The organism is Acinetobacter sp. 2JN-4 (assembly GCF_003687745.1).
GTDB lineage: Bacteria > Pseudomonadota > Gammaproteobacteria > Pseudomonadales > Moraxellaceae > Acinetobacter > Acinetobacter halotolerans.
The window spans coordinates 195626-214534 of the sequence record NZ_RDNY01000003.1 but is presented as its reverse complement, the minus strand read 5'-3'; the positions used below and the strand labels follow the sequence as shown (position 1 = coordinate 214534).

Annotated in this window: 21 protein-coding genes and 1 riboswitch; of the genes, 11 read left to right on the top strand and 10 right to left on the bottom strand. The window is 39.1% G+C overall.

All coding sequences use genetic code 11. The annotated features are described in order from the left end of the window. Position 1: 1 nt before the first annotated feature. The 4 genes from uppS to rimO all read right to left on the bottom strand — a co-directional run bounded on the left by uppS (position 2) and on the right by rimO (position 3512). On the bottom strand, positions 2 to 751 hold the full coding sequence (gene uppS, locus EAH57_RS06210) for a polyprenyl diphosphate synthase (protein WP_121929289.1): 750 nt from the start codon (positions 749 to 751) through the stop codon (positions 2 to 4). A 4-nt stretch (positions 752 to 755) separates the two neighbouring features. Further along, on the bottom strand, positions 756 to 1310 hold the full coding sequence (frr, locus tag EAH57_RS06205; RefSeq protein ID WP_004670967.1) for a ribosome recycling factor: 555 nt from the start codon (positions 1308 to 1310) through the stop codon (positions 756 to 758). Between the two features lie 76 nt (positions 1311 to 1386). Further along, positions 1387 to 2115 carry a UMP kinase gene (pyrH, locus tag EAH57_RS06200; protein WP_004670966.1) on the bottom strand — a complete coding sequence of 243 codons (729 nt, stop codon included), beginning with the start codon at positions 2113 to 2115 and terminating at the stop codon, positions 1387 to 1389. A 53-nt stretch (positions 2116 to 2168) separates the two neighbouring features. Further along, a complete protein-coding gene (gene rimO, locus EAH57_RS06195) occupies positions 2169 to 3512 on the bottom strand; it encodes a 30S ribosomal protein S12 methylthiotransferase RimO (protein ID WP_004670964.1) in 1344 nt (447 codons plus the stop codon). A 328-nt stretch (positions 3513 to 3840) separates the two neighbouring features. On the opposite strand from rimO, the gene glnL reads away from it, so the two are divergent. The 5 genes from glnL (at position 3841) to EAH57_RS06170 (ending at position 8960) form a co-directional block, all read left to right on the top strand. Continuing rightward, positions 3841 to 4950: a nitrogen regulation protein NR(II) gene (gene glnL, locus EAH57_RS06190; protein WP_005197090.1), complete on the top strand. Its 1110-nt coding sequence runs from the start codon at positions 3841 to 3843 to the stop codon at positions 4948 to 4950. Further along, complete coding sequence (gene glnG / locus EAH57_RS06185) at positions 4937 to 6442, top strand: nitrogen regulation protein NR(I) (RefSeq protein WP_004670959.1); 1506 nt, start codon at positions 4937 to 4939, stop codon at positions 6440 to 6442. Before glnL ends, glnG begins: the two co-directional genes overlap by 14 nt. Positions 6443 to 6594: 152 nt before the next feature. Then, positions 6595 to 7236 (top strand): TetR/AcrR family transcriptional regulator, encoded by a 642-nt coding sequence (locus EAH57_RS06180; protein WP_121929288.1) that lies wholly within the window; start codon positions 6595 to 6597, stop codon positions 7234 to 7236. A 112-nt stretch (positions 7237 to 7348) separates the two neighbouring features. Next, positions 7349 to 8269 carry an ornithine carbamoyltransferase gene (gene argF / locus EAH57_RS06175; protein ID WP_121929287.1) on the top strand — a complete coding sequence of 307 codons (921 nt, stop codon included), beginning with the start codon at positions 7349 to 7351 and terminating at the stop codon, positions 8267 to 8269. A gap of 166 nt (positions 8270 to 8435) precedes the next feature. Further along, positions 8436 to 8960 carry a protein tyrosine phosphatase family protein gene (locus EAH57_RS06170; protein WP_121929286.1) on the top strand — a complete coding sequence of 175 codons (525 nt, stop codon included), beginning with the start codon at positions 8436 to 8438 and terminating at the stop codon, positions 8958 to 8960. Here the strand turns inward: EAH57_RS06170 and ispF are convergent. Continuing rightward, complete coding sequence (gene ispF, locus EAH57_RS06165; RefSeq protein WP_121929285.1) at positions 8948 to 9439, bottom strand: 2-C-methyl-D-erythritol 2,4-cyclodiphosphate synthase; 492 nt, start codon at positions 9437 to 9439, stop codon at positions 8948 to 8950. The two genes, EAH57_RS06170 and ispF, sit on opposite strands and share 13 nt — an antisense overlap. A gap of 98 nt (positions 9440 to 9537) precedes the next feature. Here ispF and EAH57_RS06160 point away from each other — a divergent pair, with 98 nt between their 5' ends. Continuing rightward, positions 9538 to 10185: a hypothetical protein gene (locus EAH57_RS06160; RefSeq protein WP_121929284.1), complete on the top strand. Its 648-nt coding sequence runs from the start codon at positions 9538 to 9540 to the stop codon at positions 10183 to 10185. Positions 10186 to 10237: 52 nt separating this feature from the next. Here the strand turns inward: EAH57_RS06160 and EAH57_RS06155 are convergent, their stop codons facing one another. From EAH57_RS06155 to EAH57_RS06140, 4 genes are all read right to left on the bottom strand, one after another. Next, a complete protein-coding gene (locus EAH57_RS06155; RefSeq protein ID WP_121929283.1) occupies positions 10238 to 11482 on the bottom strand; it encodes a D-amino acid dehydrogenase in 1245 nt (414 codons plus the stop codon). Between the two features lie 184 nt (positions 11483 to 11666). Next, positions 11667 to 11756: riboswitch (glycine riboswitch) on the bottom strand. 136 nt (positions 11757 to 11892) lie between these two features. Further along, complete coding sequence (locus tag EAH57_RS06150; RefSeq protein ID WP_121929282.1) at positions 11893 to 12384, bottom strand: hypothetical protein; 492 nt, start codon at positions 12382 to 12384, stop codon at positions 11893 to 11895. 111 nt (positions 12385 to 12495) lie between these two features. Next, a complete protein-coding gene (gene fumC, locus EAH57_RS06145) occupies positions 12496 to 13893 on the bottom strand; it encodes a class II fumarate hydratase (protein ID WP_121929281.1) in 1398 nt (465 codons plus the stop codon). 148 nt (positions 13894 to 14041) lie between these two features. Then, complete coding sequence (locus EAH57_RS06140) at positions 14042 to 15049, bottom strand: SDR family NAD(P)-dependent oxidoreductase (RefSeq protein ID WP_121929280.1); 1008 nt, start codon at positions 15047 to 15049, stop codon at positions 14042 to 14044. Positions 15050 to 15116: 67 nt separating this feature from the next. Here EAH57_RS06140 and tusD point away from each other — a divergent pair, with 67 nt between their 5' ends. The 4 genes from tusD to EAH57_RS06120 are packed head-to-tail and all read left to right on the top strand — an operon-like array spanning position 15117 to position 16516. Then, complete coding sequence (gene tusD / locus EAH57_RS06135) at positions 15117 to 15485, top strand: sulfurtransferase complex subunit TusD (RefSeq protein ID WP_121929279.1); 369 nt, start codon at positions 15117 to 15119, stop codon at positions 15483 to 15485. Positions 15486 to 15528: 43 nt separating this feature from the next. Beyond that, the gene (locus EAH57_RS06130; RefSeq protein ID WP_121929278.1) at positions 15529 to 15879 is read left to right on the top strand and encodes a hypothetical protein; all 351 of its coding nucleotides are present in this window, start codon (positions 15529 to 15531) and stop codon (positions 15877 to 15879) included. A gap of 11 nt (positions 15880 to 15890) precedes the next feature. Further along, complete coding sequence (locus EAH57_RS06125) at positions 15891 to 16175, top strand: hypothetical protein (RefSeq protein WP_121929277.1); 285 nt, start codon at positions 15891 to 15893, stop codon at positions 16173 to 16175. 29 nt (positions 16176 to 16204) lie between these two features. Further along, on the top strand, positions 16205 to 16516 hold the full coding sequence (locus EAH57_RS06120; protein WP_004670930.1) for a TusE/DsrC/DsvC family sulfur relay protein: 312 nt from the start codon (positions 16205 to 16207) through the stop codon (positions 16514 to 16516). A 10-nt stretch (positions 16517 to 16526) separates the two neighbouring features. On the opposite strand, the gene EAH57_RS06115 is transcribed toward EAH57_RS06120, so the two are convergent. Continuing rightward, positions 16527 to 17390 carry a DMT family transporter gene (locus tag EAH57_RS06115; protein WP_121929276.1) on the bottom strand — a complete coding sequence of 288 codons (864 nt, stop codon included), beginning with the start codon at positions 17388 to 17390 and terminating at the stop codon, positions 16527 to 16529. A gap of 123 nt (positions 17391 to 17513) precedes the next feature. On the opposite strand from EAH57_RS06115, the gene EAH57_RS06110 reads away from it, so the two are divergent. After that, positions 17514 to 18908 (top strand): PLP-dependent aminotransferase family protein, encoded by a 1395-nt coding sequence (locus EAH57_RS06110; protein ID WP_121929275.1) that lies wholly within the window; start codon positions 17514 to 17516, stop codon positions 18906 to 18908. Position 18909 lies beyond the last annotated feature (1 nt).

Sequence of the window (18909 nt, the reverse complement as noted above, 5' to 3'; positions counted from 1 at the left end):
ATTAATTCTCTATTTTCGCTTGTTGAATCTGTTCAGATGTCTTACCAAAACGTCTTTCACGTCCTGAAAAAACGCGAAATGCATAATCTAATTCTTTAATTGTAAATTCTGGCCATAAGGTTTCAGTAAAATACAATTCTGCGTATGCTGCTTGCCAAAGTAAAAAGTTAGATAGACGATAATCCCCACCAGTACGAATTAACAAATCAACAGCAGGTAGATCATTTAGACTGACATATTTATCAAATAAATCAACATTTATCTGATCTGTTTGAAGTTTTCCAGCAAGTGCATCTTCAGCAATTGATCTTGCAGCTTGAGCCATATCCCACATTCCGCCATAACTCACGGCGATAGAAAGTGTCATGGAATCAAATTTAGCGGTTTTCTGCTCTGCAAATTGCATTAAATCACGCAATTCATTTGACAGCCGAGAACGATCCCCAATGAAACGCAATGCAATGTTGAATTTTTCCATACGCGGAAGCTGCTCATGAATAGTTTCTTCAAGCAATTGCATGAGCAAATCAACTTCGTATTGGGGACGATTCCAATTCTCGCTGGAGAATGCAAAAACGGTTAACGCTCGAACACCCATTTTTTTACAATGTTCGACGATAGGATCTAAGACATTTTTGCCTTCACGATGCCCATCACCTTTCTGCATTTGCTTTTTTTTGGCAAAACGATTGTTGCCATCCATAATGATGGCAACATGTTGAGGAAGAAGCGGTTCTTCTTGCAAGGTCATAGAATTAGACCTTCATCAATTCTGCTTCTTTTGCCGCAAGACGTTTATCAACCTCTGCAACATATTTGTCTGTAATTTTTTGAATATCATCACCTGCACGACGATCATCATCTTCAGAAATTTCTTTTTCTTTCAATAATGATTTGATGTCACCCAAAACGTCACGACGAATATTACGAATCGCGATTTTTGCATTCTCAGCTTCTGTACGTGCTACTTTTTGCATATCACGGCGTGTTTCCTCAGTCAAAGCTGGTAACGGAACACGAATAGAATCAGCAGTGATTGGATTCAATCCCAAGTCACTTTCACGAATCGCTTTATCAATTGCAGAAACCATTGTACGTTCAAATGGCTGAACGACTAGCGTACGCGAATCTTCTACACCTACGTTCGCAACTTGGTTAAGTGGCACGTCAGAACCATAGTAAGAAACCATTACACCATTTAAAATAGATGGATGAGCACGTCCAGTACGAACCTTTGCAAACCCTTGCTCTAAAGATTCGAGGGTTTTCTGCATGCGCTGTTCGCTATCTTTTTTGAGATCGTTAATCATATGATCTTCCTTACTTATTCAATAGGTATTACAAAAAAATTATGCGTAGTATAAAGAGCTTTATGCTTCACGTATATTAGTTGGTGACGTGAGTACCTTCTTTTTCACCCATTACGACCGAAAGTAATGCCCCAGATTTATTCATATCGAATACTTGGAGTGGAACATTGTGGTCACGACACAAACAGATCGCTGTCAAATCCATAACACCCAATTTCTCATCAAGTACTTGATCGAAAGTTAAGTGATCATATTTAACCGCATCATCATATTTACTTGGATCTTTATTATAAACCCCATCCACCTTTGTTGCTTTCAGGATTAAGTTCGATTCGATCTCAATACCACGCAAACAAGCTGCCGTATCCGTTGTAAAAAATGGGTTGCCTGTACCTGCAACAAATACACATACTTCGCCTTGGCTTAGATAACGAATTGCATCACGGCTAGAATATGACTCAACCACTGTACCAATCTGTAACGCAGACATTAAGCGAGTTTTAATATTGCGGCGAACCAATGCATCTCGCATTGCCAAACCGTTCATTACTGTTGCCAACATTCCCATTTGGTCACCCGTTACGCGACCGACCAAACCATCTTTTTGTAATTGGCTACCGCGATATAAGTTACCACCACCAACCACGATACCCACCTGCACGCCTAAACCAACTAAGTGCGCAATCGACAATGACATTTGATCGAGGACTTGGGCATCAATACCCATATCTTTATTTCCTGCGAGCGCTTCACCAGAAAGCTTGAGCAAGATACGTGCATAACGTGGATTCTTAGAAGTTGACATACTTTTATACTCCAAACCGAACAATCTTAAAAATTCTTAAATTTAATCCAAAATCAAGCAGATTTAATCTGAATCAACTTTGCAAATAAATCATATTCATCTGCATCGGTAATTTCGACTTCAAGCAAATCCCCTGCTTTAATCAGGCTTTTATCAATATCTTCAACAAAAACATTCCCATCGATTTCTGGTGCATCTGCGTATGAACGTGCAACAGCAACAGGAAATTCGTCTTCTAAGTTATCAACAAGTACAGTCATGGTTTGACCAATTCGTTTTTGCAACTTTTCCGCTGAAATTTGCTGTTGGACTTCCATAAAACGTTCATAACGTTGTTGTTTAATTTCTTCAGGAACATGATCTGGAAGATCATTGGCTGTTGCACCTTCTACAGGTGAATAGGTAAAACAACCAACACGATCAAGTTGAGCTTCTTTCAACCAATTCAATAAAATTTGGAAGTCTTCTTCTGTTTCACCGGGAAAACCAACCACGAATGTTGAACGAATCACCAAATCAGGGCATTTTTCTCGCCACAATTTAAGGCGCTCTAACGTATTTTCACTATGTGCTGGTCGCTTCATTAATTTTAAGATACGTGGACTGGCATGCTGAAAAGGGATATCTAAATATGGCAAAATCTTGCCTTGACCCATCAGGTCAATTACTGCATCAACATGTGGATATGGATATACATAATGTAAGCGCACCCAAATACCAAGTTGACCCAGTGCTTCACACATATCATAGAATTTGGTTTTTACTGGCTGACCATTCCAAAAGTCCAACTTATATTTAGTATCCAATCCATAAGCAGACGTATCTTGAGAAATCACCAAGACTTCTTTTACCCCTGCACGTTTCAATGCAGCCGCTTCTTCCAACACCGAACCAACAGGACGAGAAACGAGATCACCACGCATGCTTGGAATAATGCAGAACGTACAACGATGGTTGCAACCTTCTGATATTTTTAGATAAGCATAATGTTTTGGTGTTAAACGAACACCTTGCTCTGGAACTAAATCGACAAATGGGTTGTGCTTTGGTGGTGCAGGTACATATTCATGTACTGCTTCCATCACATCTTGATATGCTGCCGCACCTGTTACTTTAAGAACATTTGGGTGCATTTGGCGTATTTTATCTTCGTCTTTGCCTAAACAACCTGTTACGATAACTCGACCGTTTTCGCTCATGGCTTCGCCAATCGCGTCTAAAGACTCTTGTACTGCAGATTCAATAAAACCACAGGTATTAACAACAACCAAATCTGCACCGTCATAATCTGATGCAACTTGATAACCTTCAGTCTTTAACTGAGTTAAAATTCGTTCAGAATCTACCAATGCCTTAGGACAACCTAAAGATACAAAACCGACTTTGGGGGTCTTCATGAATCTGCGCTCCACTTGAATCGGCGTATTGTATGACTTTTCTTGGCTTACGCATAGCTGCAAAAACATCTCTTTGTGTAATGCACCAAAATACAACCAATCTTTTAAATAAAATCCATTAATGCACTATTTTGGAACATGCTAATATATTAAATTAAAGCGGTGTATGTGAAAAATACCGTATAAATAGATCACTTCATAAATAAGCTATTGAAATTTAGCCAATACAAAGTTGGCGTGCATTTTGCATAAACTACACTTTAGAAGTTAATGGCTATTCATTCAAATTGATATTTATTGCGCCATTTTAAAACAGGACGATTCACAAATGGATCAACACAACACTATCGACTATCGACTCTTAGTAGATAATCTGACAACTGCCATTTTATTGGTCGATAGTAACCTTAATATTTTTTATTTGAATTCTGCTTGTGAAGCATTGTTTGATATCAGTCTACTCCGTGCCTCAAGACAACCCGTCTTGAATTTATTGCACGCTCATGATGATTCATTCAATACACATGAAGCTTTATTAAAAACATTAAAAAGCGGACAACATTACACACGTCGTGAAGCAGTGATCAATGTAAGTTTTAAATCAATTCACGTTGATTATACGGTTTCACAACTTAGTACTGGGAAAAACCATACTCCATTATTACTCATCGAACTCAACCCTATTGATCGCATGCTAAAGATTTCCAAAGAAGAAAACTTAGTTCAACAACATCAAGTCGCTCGCCAATTGGTTCGTGGTGTCGCCCATGAAATCAAAAATCCTTTAGCAGGCATTCGCGGTGCAACTCAACTACTCGCACGTAGCTTAAATGATGATCGTTATGGAGAGTTTACCGACATTATTATTAGTGAAGTGGATCGGCTCACCAATTTAGCAGACACCATGCTCGGTTCACGCCAATTGCCAAGTTATGAACTTGTGAATGTGCACGAGCCTTTAGAGCGCGTTAGATCATTAATCACGAATCAAACCAAGAAGAAGATTAAAATTACACGCGACTACGATCTTTCATTGCCCGATGTTATGGCAGACCGTGATCAACTCATTCAAGTCATGCTCAACATTAGCGTAAATGCCGTTCAAGCCATGACCGAAAATAAAGATTTCTTTGTGGATTCTGAACCTGAACTTATTTTACGAACCCGTATACAACGCCTAGTGACCATTAATGGTTCTCTTCATCGCTCAACCGTTCGTGTTGACATTGAAGACAATGGACCCGGTGTACCTGAAAGTATTTTAGAGTCTGTATTTTATCCGCTGGTCACTGGACGAGCGAAAGGTACAGGTCTAGGCCTCAGCATTGCACAAAACATCATGCATCAACATAACGGAATGATCGAGTGTCAATCCGTTTCTGGAAAAACCGTTTTTAGCTTATATTTACCTTGGGAGTCGGACCGTGTCACGAAATAAAATTTGGGTAATAGATGACGATCGTGCCATGCGCTGGGTACTCGAAAAAACTTTCAAAGAAGAAGGTTTTGACGTTACCAATTTTGAAGAGGCACAAACCGCACTAGATCGCCTACATGAAGATGCACCTGATGTCATTCTGACGGATATTCGCATGCCCGGTATTGATGGTTTAACTTTTTTATCTAAAGTTAAAAACACCCATCCTGACCTACCTGTGATCATTATGACTGCTCACTCTGATCTGGAGTCAGCAGTATCTAGCTATCAAACAGGTGCTTTCGAATACTTACCAAAACCTTTTGATATTGATGAAGCATTAGCACTGGTCAATCGTGCTATTTTGCATATCAATAAACTACAACAGCAAGAAGCGACCAAAACCGCAGCAGCAGCGCCTATTCAATCCACTGAAATCATTGGTGAATCACCTGCCATGCAGGAAGTCTTCCGTGCGATTGGACGTTTATCACAATCACATATTACAGTGTTGATTAATGGTGAATCAGGGACTGGTAAAGAACTGGTTGCGCATGCCTTGCACAAACACTCACCACGACGCGCTAAACCTTTTATTGCACTCAACATGGCTGCAATTCCAAAAGACTTAATTGAAACTGAGTTGTTTGGACATGAAAAAGGTGCATTTACGGGTGCGAACACCCAACACCAAGGACGTTTTGAACAAGCCAATGGCGGTACATTATTCCTAGATGAAATTGGTGATATGCCTTTTGAAACGCAAACTCGTTTACTTCGCGTCTTAGCAGATGGCGAATTTTATCGCGTTGGCGGACATGTACCTGTGAAAGTTGATGTCCGTATTGTTGCTGCAACCCATCAAGATCTGGAAAAGTTGGTGAATGATGGACGCTTCCGCGAAGACTTATATCATCGCCTAAATGTCATTCGTATTCATATTCCAAAACTTGCACATCGTAGCGAAGATATTCCTATGCTGGCGCAACACTTCTTAGCTCGTGCAGGTAAAGAGTTAGGCGTAAGCCCAAAAATCTTACGTACTGAGACAACTGACTATATGCAACAACTACCTTGGCCGGGAAATGTCCGTCAGTTAGAAAATACCTGCCGCTGGCTTACCGTCATGATCACAGGTCGTGAAGTCTATCCAGAAGATCTCCCTGCAGAACTTAAACAAGTTTCTGTGCAGAAAATCTCAAGTGACGCGACTTCAACAACTTCTACTACCAGCCCAGCCTTAGTTGACCGAATGGCAGTTCATCACTGGGATGAGTTATTGTCTCAATGGGCAATTCAAAAACTCAAAAATGGTGAAATGAAGATTCTCGATATCGCCACACCGATGTTTGAACGCACATTGATCACTGCTGCATTGCAACAAACCCGTGGTCGTAAACGTCACGCCGCTGAGCTATTAGGTTGGGGTCGCAACACACTCACCCGTAAGCTTAAAGAGCTAGGGATGGATTCCACCGAGGAAGATGAAGAAGAGGAAACTCGCATAGTCTAGCGATTCAATATATTTAGCAAAAAAAGCGAGTCATTTAGGTGCTCGCTTTTTTTGCTTTGTAGCGGGCGTGACATATACCTCATAAGATCACCATACAATACATATGGTTTTTGCTATAATGAGGATTACCCAACATATGAGTATCGAATACGATGACTGATATTTGTTACCCAAATTGTGAACGACCTCAAACCCGTCGAGGTCAAGAACGTCGCCTTGCCTTACTCCTTTGTGCAACCGACATGTTTCTTGAGAAAGGTTATGATGCTGTTTCTTTGGATGATATTGTCAATCATGCAGGTGGATCCAAGACATCCATCTATAAATATTTTGGAAACAAAGAAGGGCTTTTTAGCGCAATTTGTGATTACCGAAGAGAAGTTTTCTTTAATGGGGTCTGCTTACCTTATGCCTCAGAAAAGATTAGCTTAAAAAACTACTTATCTAAGACACTCCAACGCTTTTACCAACATATTATTCAACCTGAAAATATCGCATTTATGCGTATGTTTACTGAGCAATCTCAAAAAGATGCACAATTAGCGAATTATTTTTATAACAAATGCGCCTCCAACATTCAAAATACGATCGCTTTTGCGCTCGAACAAGCACATTCAGACAATGAGATTTTTTGTTCACAACCCCACTTTTCAGCCACGATGTATTTTGGGATTCTACGTGATGTAGAGTGGCGTATTTTGATGGGTCTAGACGTGTCAGATAATGATGCTGAAATATTTGATTATATTAATTATTCTGTAGAACTATTCTTAAAAGCTCATCAAAAGGTCTAATTCTTTTGCATTTTTTTAGACCTATAGTATAGTAGTCAATTCTTTTTTATTCACCACCCAATAAAGAGCAATTAGTTATTGTTTTTATTCAATAATTATTGTGGGAGTAACTATGGCGCTTCGGCATTTTCTAACTTTACGTGACCTATCTTCTTTGGAACTGCAACGCATTTTAGATCGCGCGCATGAACTTAAGCGTATGCAACATAGCAATACGGTATATCAACCTTTTGTTGGTAAAGTTTTGGGAATGATTTTTGAGAAATCGAGTACGCGTACACGTATTTCTTTTGAAGCTGGTATCGACCAGTTTGGTGGTAGTGCTATCTTTTTATCTCCACGCGATACCCAATTGGGCCGTGGTGAACCGATTGAAGATTCTGCACGTGTTATTTCAAGCATGCTTGATATCGTTATGATCCGTACTTTTGGTCATGACATTGTCGAACGTTTTGCTTCTTACTCAAAAGTTCCTGTCATCAATGGTCTCACTGATGACCATCACCCTTGCCAATTACTCGCTGACTTACAAACCTTCCAAGAGCATCGTGGCAGCATCGAAGGTAAAACAGTTGCGTGGATCGGTGATGGCAACAATATGTGTAACTCATATATTGAAGCAGCACATATGATGGGCTTTAAACTAAAAATTGCTGCGCCTGAAGGTTATGAACCACAAGCGAAATTTTTAGCCGAATTTGCCGATTGTGTAGAAGTTTTCAACAAAGCCGAAGATGCAGCCGTTAATGCTGACTTGATCGTGACCGATGTTTGGGCAAGCATGGGCCAAGAAGAAGAGCAAAAACTTCGTGAGAAAGCGTTTGCTGACTTTCAAGTCAACGAAAAACTCATGGGCTTGGCTCACCCTGATTGCTTATTTATGCATTGTTTGCCAGCACATCGTGGTGAAGAAATTTCTGAAAATATGCTTGATCATAAAAATGCCGTTGTCTGGGATGAAGCAGAAAACCGTCTACATGCTCAAAAAGCATTGATGGAGTTCTTACTAAACGAGAATCTCAAAAAAGACTAAATAGTAAAAATAAAAACAGCATCATTTGATGCTGTTTTTTTGCGTCTTATATTTTTATTTGAGCCTTATAAATTGAACACTTAAATAAAAACACTTATAGTAATCCATGCCCTTTAGATTAAGTTTCTCTTTATAAGAAAACTTCAATGACGACACAGCGGATCTTATGACAACACTTGAGCAAGCTTTATCTGAAATACCAAGTTTCTCCGTGGTGCATGAGCATTTATTTAGCTCTGCTCAACCAACTGCAGAACAATTACAGCAGATCAAAGAGTATGGTTGTAGTACAGTCATTAATCTCGCAACTAGCAAATCAGAGAACCACTTAACTAAGCAAGATCAAATTTGCTTGGACCTTGGTTTAAATTACATTCATATTCCTATTGATTGGGATATGCCTTGTTCAGAACAATGCCTTTTTGTTTTAGATCTCATTGATCATCTGGTACAGAATGAGGTCGTTTGGTTGCACTGTGCTAAAAATATGCGTGTGAGCAGCCTGATGTATTTATATCGCCAATTCTATATGAATATTGACCTTCCCGCTGCCCAAGAGCTGTTACACCAGATTTGGGAACCGAACGAGACTTGGACAGGCTTAATCCATAGTATTGCTTTACAACTTCAAGGTCGTAAAGCAACCCAAGAACTACAGCAAGCATTAATTGATACAGATCATTTTGCTTGATGTGAAATCAATACAGTCGCAGTCGCCAAGATTCCCTCTTGACGACCAGTAAAACCAAGTTTTTCTGTAGTTGTCGCTTTAATACTGACTTGAGTGATCTCTACATCAAGCACATCTGCAATACTTTGACGCATTTCTAGATTATATTGAGCAAGTTTTGGTCGCTCACAAGCGACTGTGATATCGGCATTATTTAAATGATAACCACGATCTAAAATCAGCTGATAAACATGCTTAAGCAGTACACGGCTATCGGCACCTTTATATTCAGGATCAGTGTCAGGGAAATGCTGTCCAATATCGCCTAAAGCCAAAGCCCCCAACAAGGCATCGCTTAGAGCATGTAAGACCACATCACCATCTGAATGCGCTTTTAAACCGTGTGTATGAGGGATTTGAACACCTGCCAAGGTTACAAAATCACCTTCCTCAAAAGCATGTACATCTATCCCTTGTCCAATACGAATCTGAGCAACCATAACATTTTCCTTTTACAATATACCGAACAAATCTTGTATTCAGGCTTTCTATTTCGCTATAGTACGTTGAGCAAATTAGACTGAAAGTATAAGTGATTATGCTGTTGAACATGGTAAGAAATCAATTAAAGAAAGCAGGTTATATCATCGCATTGGGTTGTTTCTGCTCAACATATACATTTGCACAATCTATCGACTGCTCTAGTCGCAATTCTGATCTCAAAATCATATGTTCAAAGCAATATAATGAGCACCGACTAAAACTCAACGATAAATTTTTAACTGCTTATCTGGTCACTGATGCCCCTCTGCAACTTTTACACGATACTCAAAAGTTATGGTTAGGCCAAATACGAAAATGTAAATCGAAAGCATGTTTTCAACAGCAGTTCGATACGCGTTTTGATGATTTGAATTTTTATACTTCAATGAATCAAACGCTCACTCAGCACTATTTAAAATATGAACATGGCAAACTTGCAGCGCAACCTGTTCATTTACAGATTCACCAGCTCGACAAAGATAGACTTAAAATTGAAGGGATCGCTTATCGAAGTCCTAACAATCGTTTGGAAACACAAACAGTATCGTTGCTTGCTTATAGTGCGCCTAATGAGAAAAATCAGATTACCGACAACGAAAAAATGTGCCAATATCAATTTGATTTTCAGAAAGCTTTATTGGTGATAAAAACCGAACAAAAAGGTTGCGAACGCTTTGCAGGCATTTATCGTTTGTATGATTGATATATCAACTTACCAAATGGAAAGCCGATGTCTCCATCGGCTTTCTAGATACTTAGTTTGGAAACTTCTGAGCAATTTCTTGGCTAATTACGACCGCTGTAGCGGCAGATAATGTCCAACCTAAATGACCATGTCCCGTATTGTAAAACACGCGTGATTGCTTACCCTGTCTCACTGCTGGCAACATATTTGGCATCATCGGACGTAAACCTGCCCAAGGCACCACATGCTCAGTTGAAATATCAAAATTTTGATTGACCCAATTAATTAACGGTTGGATACGATCAGCACGGATATCACGATTATAACCATTGAACTCTGCTGTTCCAGCAACACGAAAACGATCAGCGCCCAATCGCGAAGTCACAATTTTTGCACTTTCATCCAATAAACTGACCCAAGGTGCATTGTTTACACTACGCTCGTCTTGAAGCTGCACTGTAATTGAATAACCTTTTACAGGATAAACATTAATCGTATCTCCAAGCATATCGGCCAATTGATAGCTACCTACACCACCACAAACCACAATCAAATCTGCTTCGATTTCAGTGATCTGCTCTGAGTCTGGATGTGTATTTTCCGAACTGTTTTTACACTGGACGATCACTTTATCTTGCAAACATTGAACATCAACTACATCTAGACCAAAGCGATATTTCGCACCATACTCTTGTGTTTTTCTTGCTAAACCCACAGAGTATTTATGAATATCTCCTGTTGCATCTCCAGAAGTGTAATATCCACCAAAATATGTACCTGTTAAATTGGGTTCAATTGCCTTCATTTCTTCAGGTGTGATCGCATTACGTTCCAGTTTCCCTTCGACTAGCACATCATTCACTTTTTTTGCGATTTCAAAGTCTTCTTTGGTATGGTACATATGCAAAATACCACGTTTTTCCAAATCAAAAGAAATGTTCTCTTTCTCTGCAATTTCAAATAAACGCTGTCTCGCCAACAACGCTAAACGCACAGTCTCAATCGTATTGGCTTTATAATTTTTAATATGGGTCAAAAACTCGATTAACCAGCGATATTTGTGCGCACTAAAAGATGGGTTGAGCAATAATGGTGCATCTTTTTTGCCCATCCATTTCATACCTTTGAGCACAGTTGCTTTTTGATTCCATACTTCAGCATTACAGGCGGACAATTGTCCACCATTGGCAAACGAGGTTTCCATTGCTGGAAATAAGTGACGATCTATCACCGTCACCTCATAACCCAACTTAATTAACTCATAAGCAGACGTTACACCCGTAATCCCCGCACCAATTACAACAACATGTGGCATAGCAAACTCCCAGAAATGCATAACATTTCTTAATGCGTAGCCCCATCTGTCATGGTACCTGAGAGTTTTGGCAGATGATTACCAATTAATCATTGAGCCTTCCCCTTCGGTGAGTGTTTCTCGTAGAAGAAATAAATTTAAGTATATGTTTCTACAAATTGAGCACTGCTCTCCAGATTGTATGTCTATTATTACAGTCCTTCTGCCTGAGAGTTTCCGGGGTCGTTGCTCCTTCGGCGAGTTCATTGAAGAACTTCTCTCCCGCAATAATATTTATATCCCTACAAGCAATATATATGCCGCTTAAAAATTCAGACACTAAAATATTGTAATTGTTTGTAGATGAAAATCTTATGTCATTAATCGTTATAGATCAATAAAAAAGCAGACCCTAAGTCTGCTTTCTATCATTAAAATTTACCTTGCAAAATTTGCTCTGCAAATTGGCCTTTCCATTGCTCGCGCAATGTAGGTAAATAGAACTTTTCTCCAATCGTTACCAGTTCTGCATCGATCAACGCATGAATTTCATGCATCAACACATAGTCCAACGCAAGTAATGACAGTTGAGTTTGTTTTTTTGCAATCCGTTTACGTTGAGTTTGGGCTTTTTTTACCAGCTCATTTGCAAAATCTTTATCTTTATATGTGGTAATTGCACTTAAACGCAATTCAATGACACCCCAACCTTCCAATAACTTCTTAAAAATTTCAAAATCTTTTGAATTGGCTTCCCATGTTAAATTTTCTAAGTCGTTATCATCAGGCAATACTGGCAATAATAAATCAACAGTGCTTGGAAATATTTTCTTTAAATTCAACAGAAATTTAACAGGGTTTTCATGAGACAGACCAGAATATTGAATATGAGTTTGAGTATCTGTTAAATAAATATTAAGCATAGTAAAACAATGGTCTAGTCAATCAAACCAATATTGTACGCAGTTCACTTTGTAAAAACCACTCATAAAAAAGTCCTCCCATAAATGAGAGGACGTACCATTAAGATAAAATCACGACTTACTGTTCGGCGATACCATATTTTCAGGTTTCACAACCTCATCAAATTGCTCAGCGGTGACCAAACCTAATTCAACTGCCACCTGTTTTAAGGTTTTATCTTCTTTATAGGCTGTTTTGGCAACTTTGGCTGAGTTTTCATAACCAATCACAGGATTCAATGCGGTGACTAACATTAAAGAATTATGCAAAAAATAATCAATTTTCTCAAGATTTGGCTCTATACCCACTGCACAATGATCGTTAAAACTATTACATGCATCACCAAGCAACTGAATCGACTGTAATAAGTTATAGGCAATCACAGGCATAAATACATTTAATTCAAAATTACCCGATGCACCTGCCACATTGATAGTCGTATCGTTGCCCAAGACCTGAGCAACCACCATGGTCATGGCTTCGCTTTGAGTCGGATTGACTTTACCCGGCATAATGCTTGAGCCAGGTTCATTCTCTGGAATACGAATCTCACCAAAGCCACAACGAGGACCACTCGCCAACCAACGAATATCATTTGCGATTTTATTTAAACTCACGGCCAATGTTTTTAATGCACCCGAAGCAAATACGGCTGCATCACGTCCAGCTAAAGCTTCAAATTTATTCGGCGCAGTGATAAATGGAAGTCCAGTAAGCATAGATAACTGCTCTGCCGCTTTGACTGCATAATCAGGATGGGCATTTAAACCTGTACCGACAGCCGTACCACCCAAAGGTAATTCATATAAACCTGCGAGTGCTTGATGTAGACGCTTAACACCATGCTCTAATTGTGAAACATAACCACTAAACTCTTGTCCTAAAGTCAGGGGGGTCGCATCTTGTAAATGTGTACGACCTATTTTGACGATATCATTAAACTCATCTGATTTACGCTGTAAAGTAACTTTGAGTTTTTCAACCGCTGGAATGAGCAGCTCATTGATTTGAAGACTTGCCGCAACATGAATCGCAGTGGGGAAAGAATCATTGGTGGATTGAGCACGATTGACATGGTCATTCGGATGTACCGGTTTTTGCGCACCGAGTGCTTGTCCCAATTTCTGATTGGCTATATTGGCAATGACTTCATTACAATTCATATTGCTTTGAGTACCTGAGCCTGTTTGCCAAACCACCAAAGGAAACTGTGCATCCCATTGTCCAGCAATGACTTCTTCAGCAGCACCGACAATATATTCGCTCAGATCTTGAGGAAGTTGTTTCAGCTCGGCATTGGTGATTGCGGCTGCCTTTTTGACCAAGCCCATTGCACGTATCATTGCGCGTGGTAAACGCTCTTGACCGATTTTAAAGTTCTGTAAACTTCTTTGCGTTTGCGCACCCCACAAGGCCTCATTAGGAACCTCAATTTCGCCCATGGTGTCGTGTTCAATTCGCATTTGCATAGCATCAACCTCTGATCTATTTGATTAAAATTCTCACGGGCTGAAGCAAATTGATGCTTTGGCTAGCTAAGTCGTAGATTATCTATATAAACGACAACCCATCTCATTATCATCAAACAGTCCATTGATGTAAATAAGAATCATTAAACTAGCCACCCTTCAAGGTATTCAGATAAAATCTCCACTCATCTTCAAGCATTTGAGTTAAAGAACGTTTCGGTTCCCAATTCAATATGTTTTTCACTTTATCAATATTTGCACCTAATTGAGCCAGCTCTTGATTTTGATAAACTGCTGGCTGAACACGAATCTCAGCCTGGGTCACTTTAGCGATTTCATTTAATAAGCTTTGAATAGATGTCAGCTGCGAATGTGCAATATTGAAAGACTCTAAACAATTGCTTTGGGTTTCTAACCAATTCATTGTCATCAATACCGCATCACAAGCATCTAATACATGTAAGAAACTACGTTCTACCGTTCGGTCTTCTGTTTCTGCTTGATTTTGCAACTCAATACAATCTCTTTGCATCGCTGCAACTTGCAAAGCAAGCGGCACAATATTTTTTGGGAGTTGAGTAACATACTCACCCAATACGCCATGCTCAAATGCACCCACAATATTGGATAAACGAAAATTCACGATTTTCCATTCGTGATCAACTTTATAAGTATCAGCAATGATATCTTCAACGATTTGTTGGGTTCGAATATAAGGATTGGCAGAACGATAATTAAATTCTGTTTCTTCAGATAGCTTAGGATCAGACTTCCCGTAAACAGCTAAACTAGACAAATTCAACAACTGCCTAACACCCATCCGCTGCATAGCACGCAATAAACTCATGATACAACTAACGTTATCGTTATAATACTCAAGCGGTTTCAACGCAGATTCTTCGAGAGATTTAAAACTTGCAGTGTGAATAACCGTATCGATTGAATACTGCTCAAATACTTTATTTAGCGCTGGTGTATTACGAACATCCAACTTTACAAATGGAATATACATTCCTGAGATATATTCCAATCGCTCTAAGGTCTGTAAGGTAGAATTAGCTAAATTATCAACAATAACTATTTCTTTCCCCTGAGCCAATAAACTCAGAGCAATGTGTGAACCGATAAAGCCTAAACCACCTGTGACCAAAATCATTGTATAATTACCTTCTTTTTAATTATGCCCACCTTCATTTCGCCTATATGACCATAGTGAATATTCAATGAGTACACTACTGCTAATTACTTCTGCGCCTACTTCAGTAATGGCTTGGCACGCATTCGGTTTAGCGCAAGCATTACGAAATAAGCATGAAGAAATTCGTGTCTTCTTTTACCAAGACGGTGTTCAGGTTGCGAACGATTTACAGTGGTTTCCTGATGATCAACGCAATCTGAAACAAGAATGGCAAAAGCTCGGCATTCGACTCCCTGTCTGTGTCAGTGCTGCCCTTGCTCGGGGAATTACTGATGCGAGTAATGCACAACGCCATTCACTTCAACATTACAATCTAGCGCAGGGTTTTGAGCTAGTTGGACTAGGTGAGCTTGCTGATGCAGTGCAAGGTTGTTCTCGTCTAATTCAATTTTAATTTAAGTTCTTTAATAGAGTGTTGCTTTTAAAAGGTATATTGTGTGAAATCTGTACTCGTCATCCTAACGCAGCCCAATTTAACCAGTTTGCAGGTCAACGAAAGCTTGTCTGCAACTATGGTTTTAGCAACCTTTGGTATTTCTGTCAAAGTTTTATTAAAGGACGCGGCACTAAGTTTATTGAACAATCAGTTAACATTCGATCAACTCAAGCATGCGTTTAAAGTCGCATCAAATATGGTCGAAAGTTTTGAGTTTTATGATTTAACGCCTATTTTGATCGAAACAAAAAATCAACAACTCAGTCTGATTCAAAATACCGAACAAGACATCGAATTTATTGAACTTAATCCACAATTCATTCAATCATTTGACCATGTATTGTATTGGTAAGGAATCTTTCGATGGAAAATACAACTTTATTTTTGATCCAGTCACCCTATTCACAACTTGATAAGTTGTGGGCAGATTTATGTCAAATGGCTCAAACTGATGACTCGATTGTGATTATGGGTGATGCAGCGTTGAATATCCCCCAAACAATTTTAGATCGTTTTTCTCATCTTTATTGTTTAAGCAGCGAGCAAAGTTTATTAAATGCTGAAATTAAAGCGCATGTAAAAATCATAGAATATACTCAATTCGCTGATTTAGTTTTACATTTTGATCGCTGCGTCACTTTGAAATAATCCATTTCCAATTTTACTTAGGCTATTTTATGCAATTAGAGTTAGATCAAGATGGTCATTTGCTTGATTATACGATTTGGAATCAAGAAGTCGCTCATGAGTTAGCTAAATCTCTGGATTTAGAACTAACAGCATGGCATTTTGAAGTACTTCATGCGGTACGTCAATTTTACCAACAATTCGGGCACTCACCAGCAACACGTCCATTGATTAAATTTCTAATGAAAACGGTCAGCCCTGAAATTAATAATGCAGAACTACAACAGCGATTTAATACAGGTTTAGTCGCTCGACATCTGAGTCGTTTAGCGGGCGTACCTAAACCTGCGAATTGTTTGTAATCCTTTTGAATCAAGCAAATTTCTTGGCACAAGTCACACAAGCGATTACAGCTATGGTCACTACAAGCATGGTCATACTCACCTGCTCATGTAGAATGACTGCTGCAATCGCCAACCCAAATATCGGTTGTAATAGCTGTAACTGCCCGACCGCTGCAATACCACCAAGTGCCAGCCCTTTATACCAAAAGAAGAAACCGATAAGCATACTGAAAATAGATACATAAGCTAAGCCTAACGCTGCAGACCATGAAATTTGTTCAAAACTGATAGGCATATAAAAATATGAAATGACGAGCATGACTGGCAACATCAAAATAAGTGCCCAGCAAATCACTTGCCAACCACCTAAATGCTTAGATAGCTTTCCACCTTCAGCATACCCAAATCCGCAAAGTATGATGGCTAGCAGCATAAAAATGTCACCATAATTGAATAGCCAACTTTGTGTTTGAATCAACATATAAGCGAATACAAGCGCAGCTCCTAAGATCGCAAATAACCAAAATACGAAATTAGGTCGCTCTCCTCCTCGCAACACGCCAAAAACAGCTGTAGCTAAAGGCAATAACCCTACAAAAACGATGCTATGGGCAGCACTAACATATTGCAACGCTAAAGCAGTAAACAGTGGAAAGCCAATCACAACACCAATGGCCACATAAAATAAAGGCATCCAGTCTTTTCTATTGGGTAGTTTTTGACGGGATAAGAGAATTAAAATTAAACCTAAAACACCTGCAATTGCAGCCCTTGCAGCAGTTAAAAATGTTGGACTAAAATCCATGACAGCAACACGCGTTGCAGGTAAAGAGCCTGCAAAAATCACCACACCTATAAGCCCATTCACCCAACCATTGCTTAAAAATCTCATTTCTTATCTCCACATCTATATGGAGAATTTAAACTGTGTTATGGTTTCTGCACCATACACAATACAGTACAATTTTAAATAACCGTACTGCATAAAACACCAATACAGTTAGAGAGCGAATGGATGAAAACAACAAAAATTGATTTCGTTATACAACATGTCCATGAGCAGATTAAAAATCGTTCATTGATGCCTGGTTCCAGACTACCGTCAGTACGATCATTAGCAGCTCGACTTAATTTATCGATCTCCACAATTGTCGAAGCTTATGAACGTCTTTCTGCGCAAGGTTTAATTGAAGCTAAAACAGGTTCAGGGTATTTTGTTGCAGGTCCTCTCTCGCCATTATCTATTTCGGAAATTCACCCTAAAATAGATCGAAACATTGACCCATTATGGATTTCAAGACAAGCATTAGAAGCAACACAAGATGTTTTGAAACCTGGATGCGGCTGGTTACCCGATGATTGGATGCCTCATGAAAATATTCGTAAAGCGGTTCGAAAAATTTCAAAAGCCAATGCAAAAATTTTGACCGATTACTCAACCCCGCTTGGTCTGCCCGCATTACGTGAGCTACTGTCACGTAAAATTTTAAGTAAAGGAATCGAAGCAACTCCAAATCAAATTTTACTCACTGACTCTGGCACGCAAGCAATTGATTTAATTTGCCGTTATTTTTTAAAACCGAATGATGTGGTTCTGGTCGATGATCCCTGTTATTTTAATTTTCATGCTTTACTAAAAGTTCATCAAATCCAAATTGTTGGCGTACCTTATACACAAACGGGCCCTGATCTAGCCTCGTTCGCTCAAGCAATCAAAAACCATAACCCTCGGTTATACATTACCAATTCGGCAATTCACAACCCAACTGGCGCTGTATTAACCGCTTCAACGGCTTATCAAATTTTAAAGCTTGTTGAGCAATCCAATTTGATTGTAGTCGAGGATGATATTTTTTCGGATCTAGAACTTCACACAGCGCCACGACTTGCGGCACTGGATGGATTATCACGTGTGATTCATATTGGGAGTTTTTCTAAAACATTGTCGGGCTCTGTTCGAACAGGATATCTCGCCACTAAATCTGAATGGATTGAAGATTTAACCGATATAAAAATCGCAACTTGTTTTGGTGGCAATCAGTTATCAGCTGAAATCTTATATGCTGCATTAACGGATGGAAATTATCGAAAGTATTTAGAGGAACTAAAAATCCGTTTATCAAAAGCAATGGATTCGACCATTAATCAATTAGCAAAAATAGGCATCACAACGTGGGTTAAACCACAGGCAGGAATATTTCTATGGTGCAAATTAGCAGATCATTTAGATAGTACTCGTATTGCCAAAACCTGCCTTGAACATGGTGTGATTTTGGCGCCTGGAAATGCATTCAGCCAAAGCCAAAATTATCAAAATTTCATTCGTTTTAATGTGGCACAATCTTTAAATCCTAAAGTTTTTGAAGTTCTATCCCAAGCGATTCAACTTGAAATAGAACAACAAAAATAAT

Bases quoted from the DNA above. Each gene is read 5' to 3' on its own strand.
- uppS (WP_121929289.1), bottom strand. From the start codon at position 751: ATGACCTTGCAAGAAGAACCGCTTCTTCCTCAACATGTTGCCATCATT.
- frr (WP_004670967.1), bottom strand. From the start codon at position 1,310: ATGATTAACGATCTCAAAAAAGATAGCGAACAGCGCATGCAGAAAACC.
- pyrH (WP_004670966.1), bottom strand. From the start codon at position 2,115: ATGTCAACTTCTAAGAATCCACGTTATGCACGTATCTTGCTCAAGCTT.
- rimO (WP_004670964.1), bottom strand. From the start codon at position 3,512: ATGAAGACCCCCAAAGTCGGTTTTGTATCTTTAGGTTGTCCTAAGGCA.
- glnL (WP_005197090.1), top strand. From the start codon at position 3,841: ATGGATCAACACAACACTATCGACTATCGACTCTTAGTAGATAATCTG.
- EAH57_RS06180 (WP_121929288.1), top strand. From the start codon at position 6,595: ATGACTGATATTTGTTACCCAAATTGTGAACGACCTCAAACCCGTCGA.
- argF (WP_121929287.1), top strand. From the start codon at position 7,349: ATGGCGCTTCGGCATTTTCTAACTTTACGTGACCTATCTTCTTTGGAA.
- EAH57_RS06170 (WP_121929286.1), top strand. From the start codon at position 8,436: ATGACAACACTTGAGCAAGCTTTATCTGAAATACCAAGTTTCTCCGTG.
- ispF (WP_121929285.1), bottom strand. From the start codon at position 9,439: ATGGTTGCTCAGATTCGTATTGGACAAGGGATAGATGTACATGCTTTT.
- EAH57_RS06160 (WP_121929284.1), top strand. From the start codon at position 9,538: ATGCTGTTGAACATGGTAAGAAATCAATTAAAGAAAGCAGGTTATATC.
- EAH57_RS06155 (WP_121929283.1), bottom strand. From the start codon at position 11,482: ATGCCACATGTTGTTGTAATTGGTGCGGGGATTACGGGTGTAACGTCT.
- EAH57_RS06150 (WP_121929282.1), bottom strand. From the start codon at position 12,384: ATGCTTAATATTTATTTAACAGATACTCAAACTCATATTCAATATTCT.
- fumC (WP_121929281.1), bottom strand. From the start codon at position 13,893: ATGCAAATGCGAATTGAACACGACACCATGGGCGAAATTGAGGTTCCT.
- EAH57_RS06140 (WP_121929280.1), bottom strand. From the start codon at position 15,049: ATGATTTTGGTCACAGGTGGTTTAGGCTTTATCGGTTCACACATTGCT.
- tusD (WP_121929279.1), top strand. From the start codon at position 15,117: ATGAGTACACTACTGCTAATTACTTCTGCGCCTACTTCAGTAATGGCT.
- EAH57_RS06125 (WP_121929277.1), top strand. From the start codon at position 15,891: ATGGAAAATACAACTTTATTTTTGATCCAGTCACCCTATTCACAACTT.
- EAH57_RS06120 (WP_004670930.1), top strand. From the start codon at position 16,205: ATGCAATTAGAGTTAGATCAAGATGGTCATTTGCTTGATTATACGATT.
- EAH57_RS06115 (WP_121929276.1), bottom strand. From the start codon at position 17,390: ATGAGATTTTTAAGCAATGGTTGGGTGAATGGGCTTATAGGTGTGGTG.
- EAH57_RS06110 (WP_121929275.1), top strand. From the start codon at position 17,514: ATGAAAACAACAAAAATTGATTTCGTTATACAACATGTCCATGAGCAG.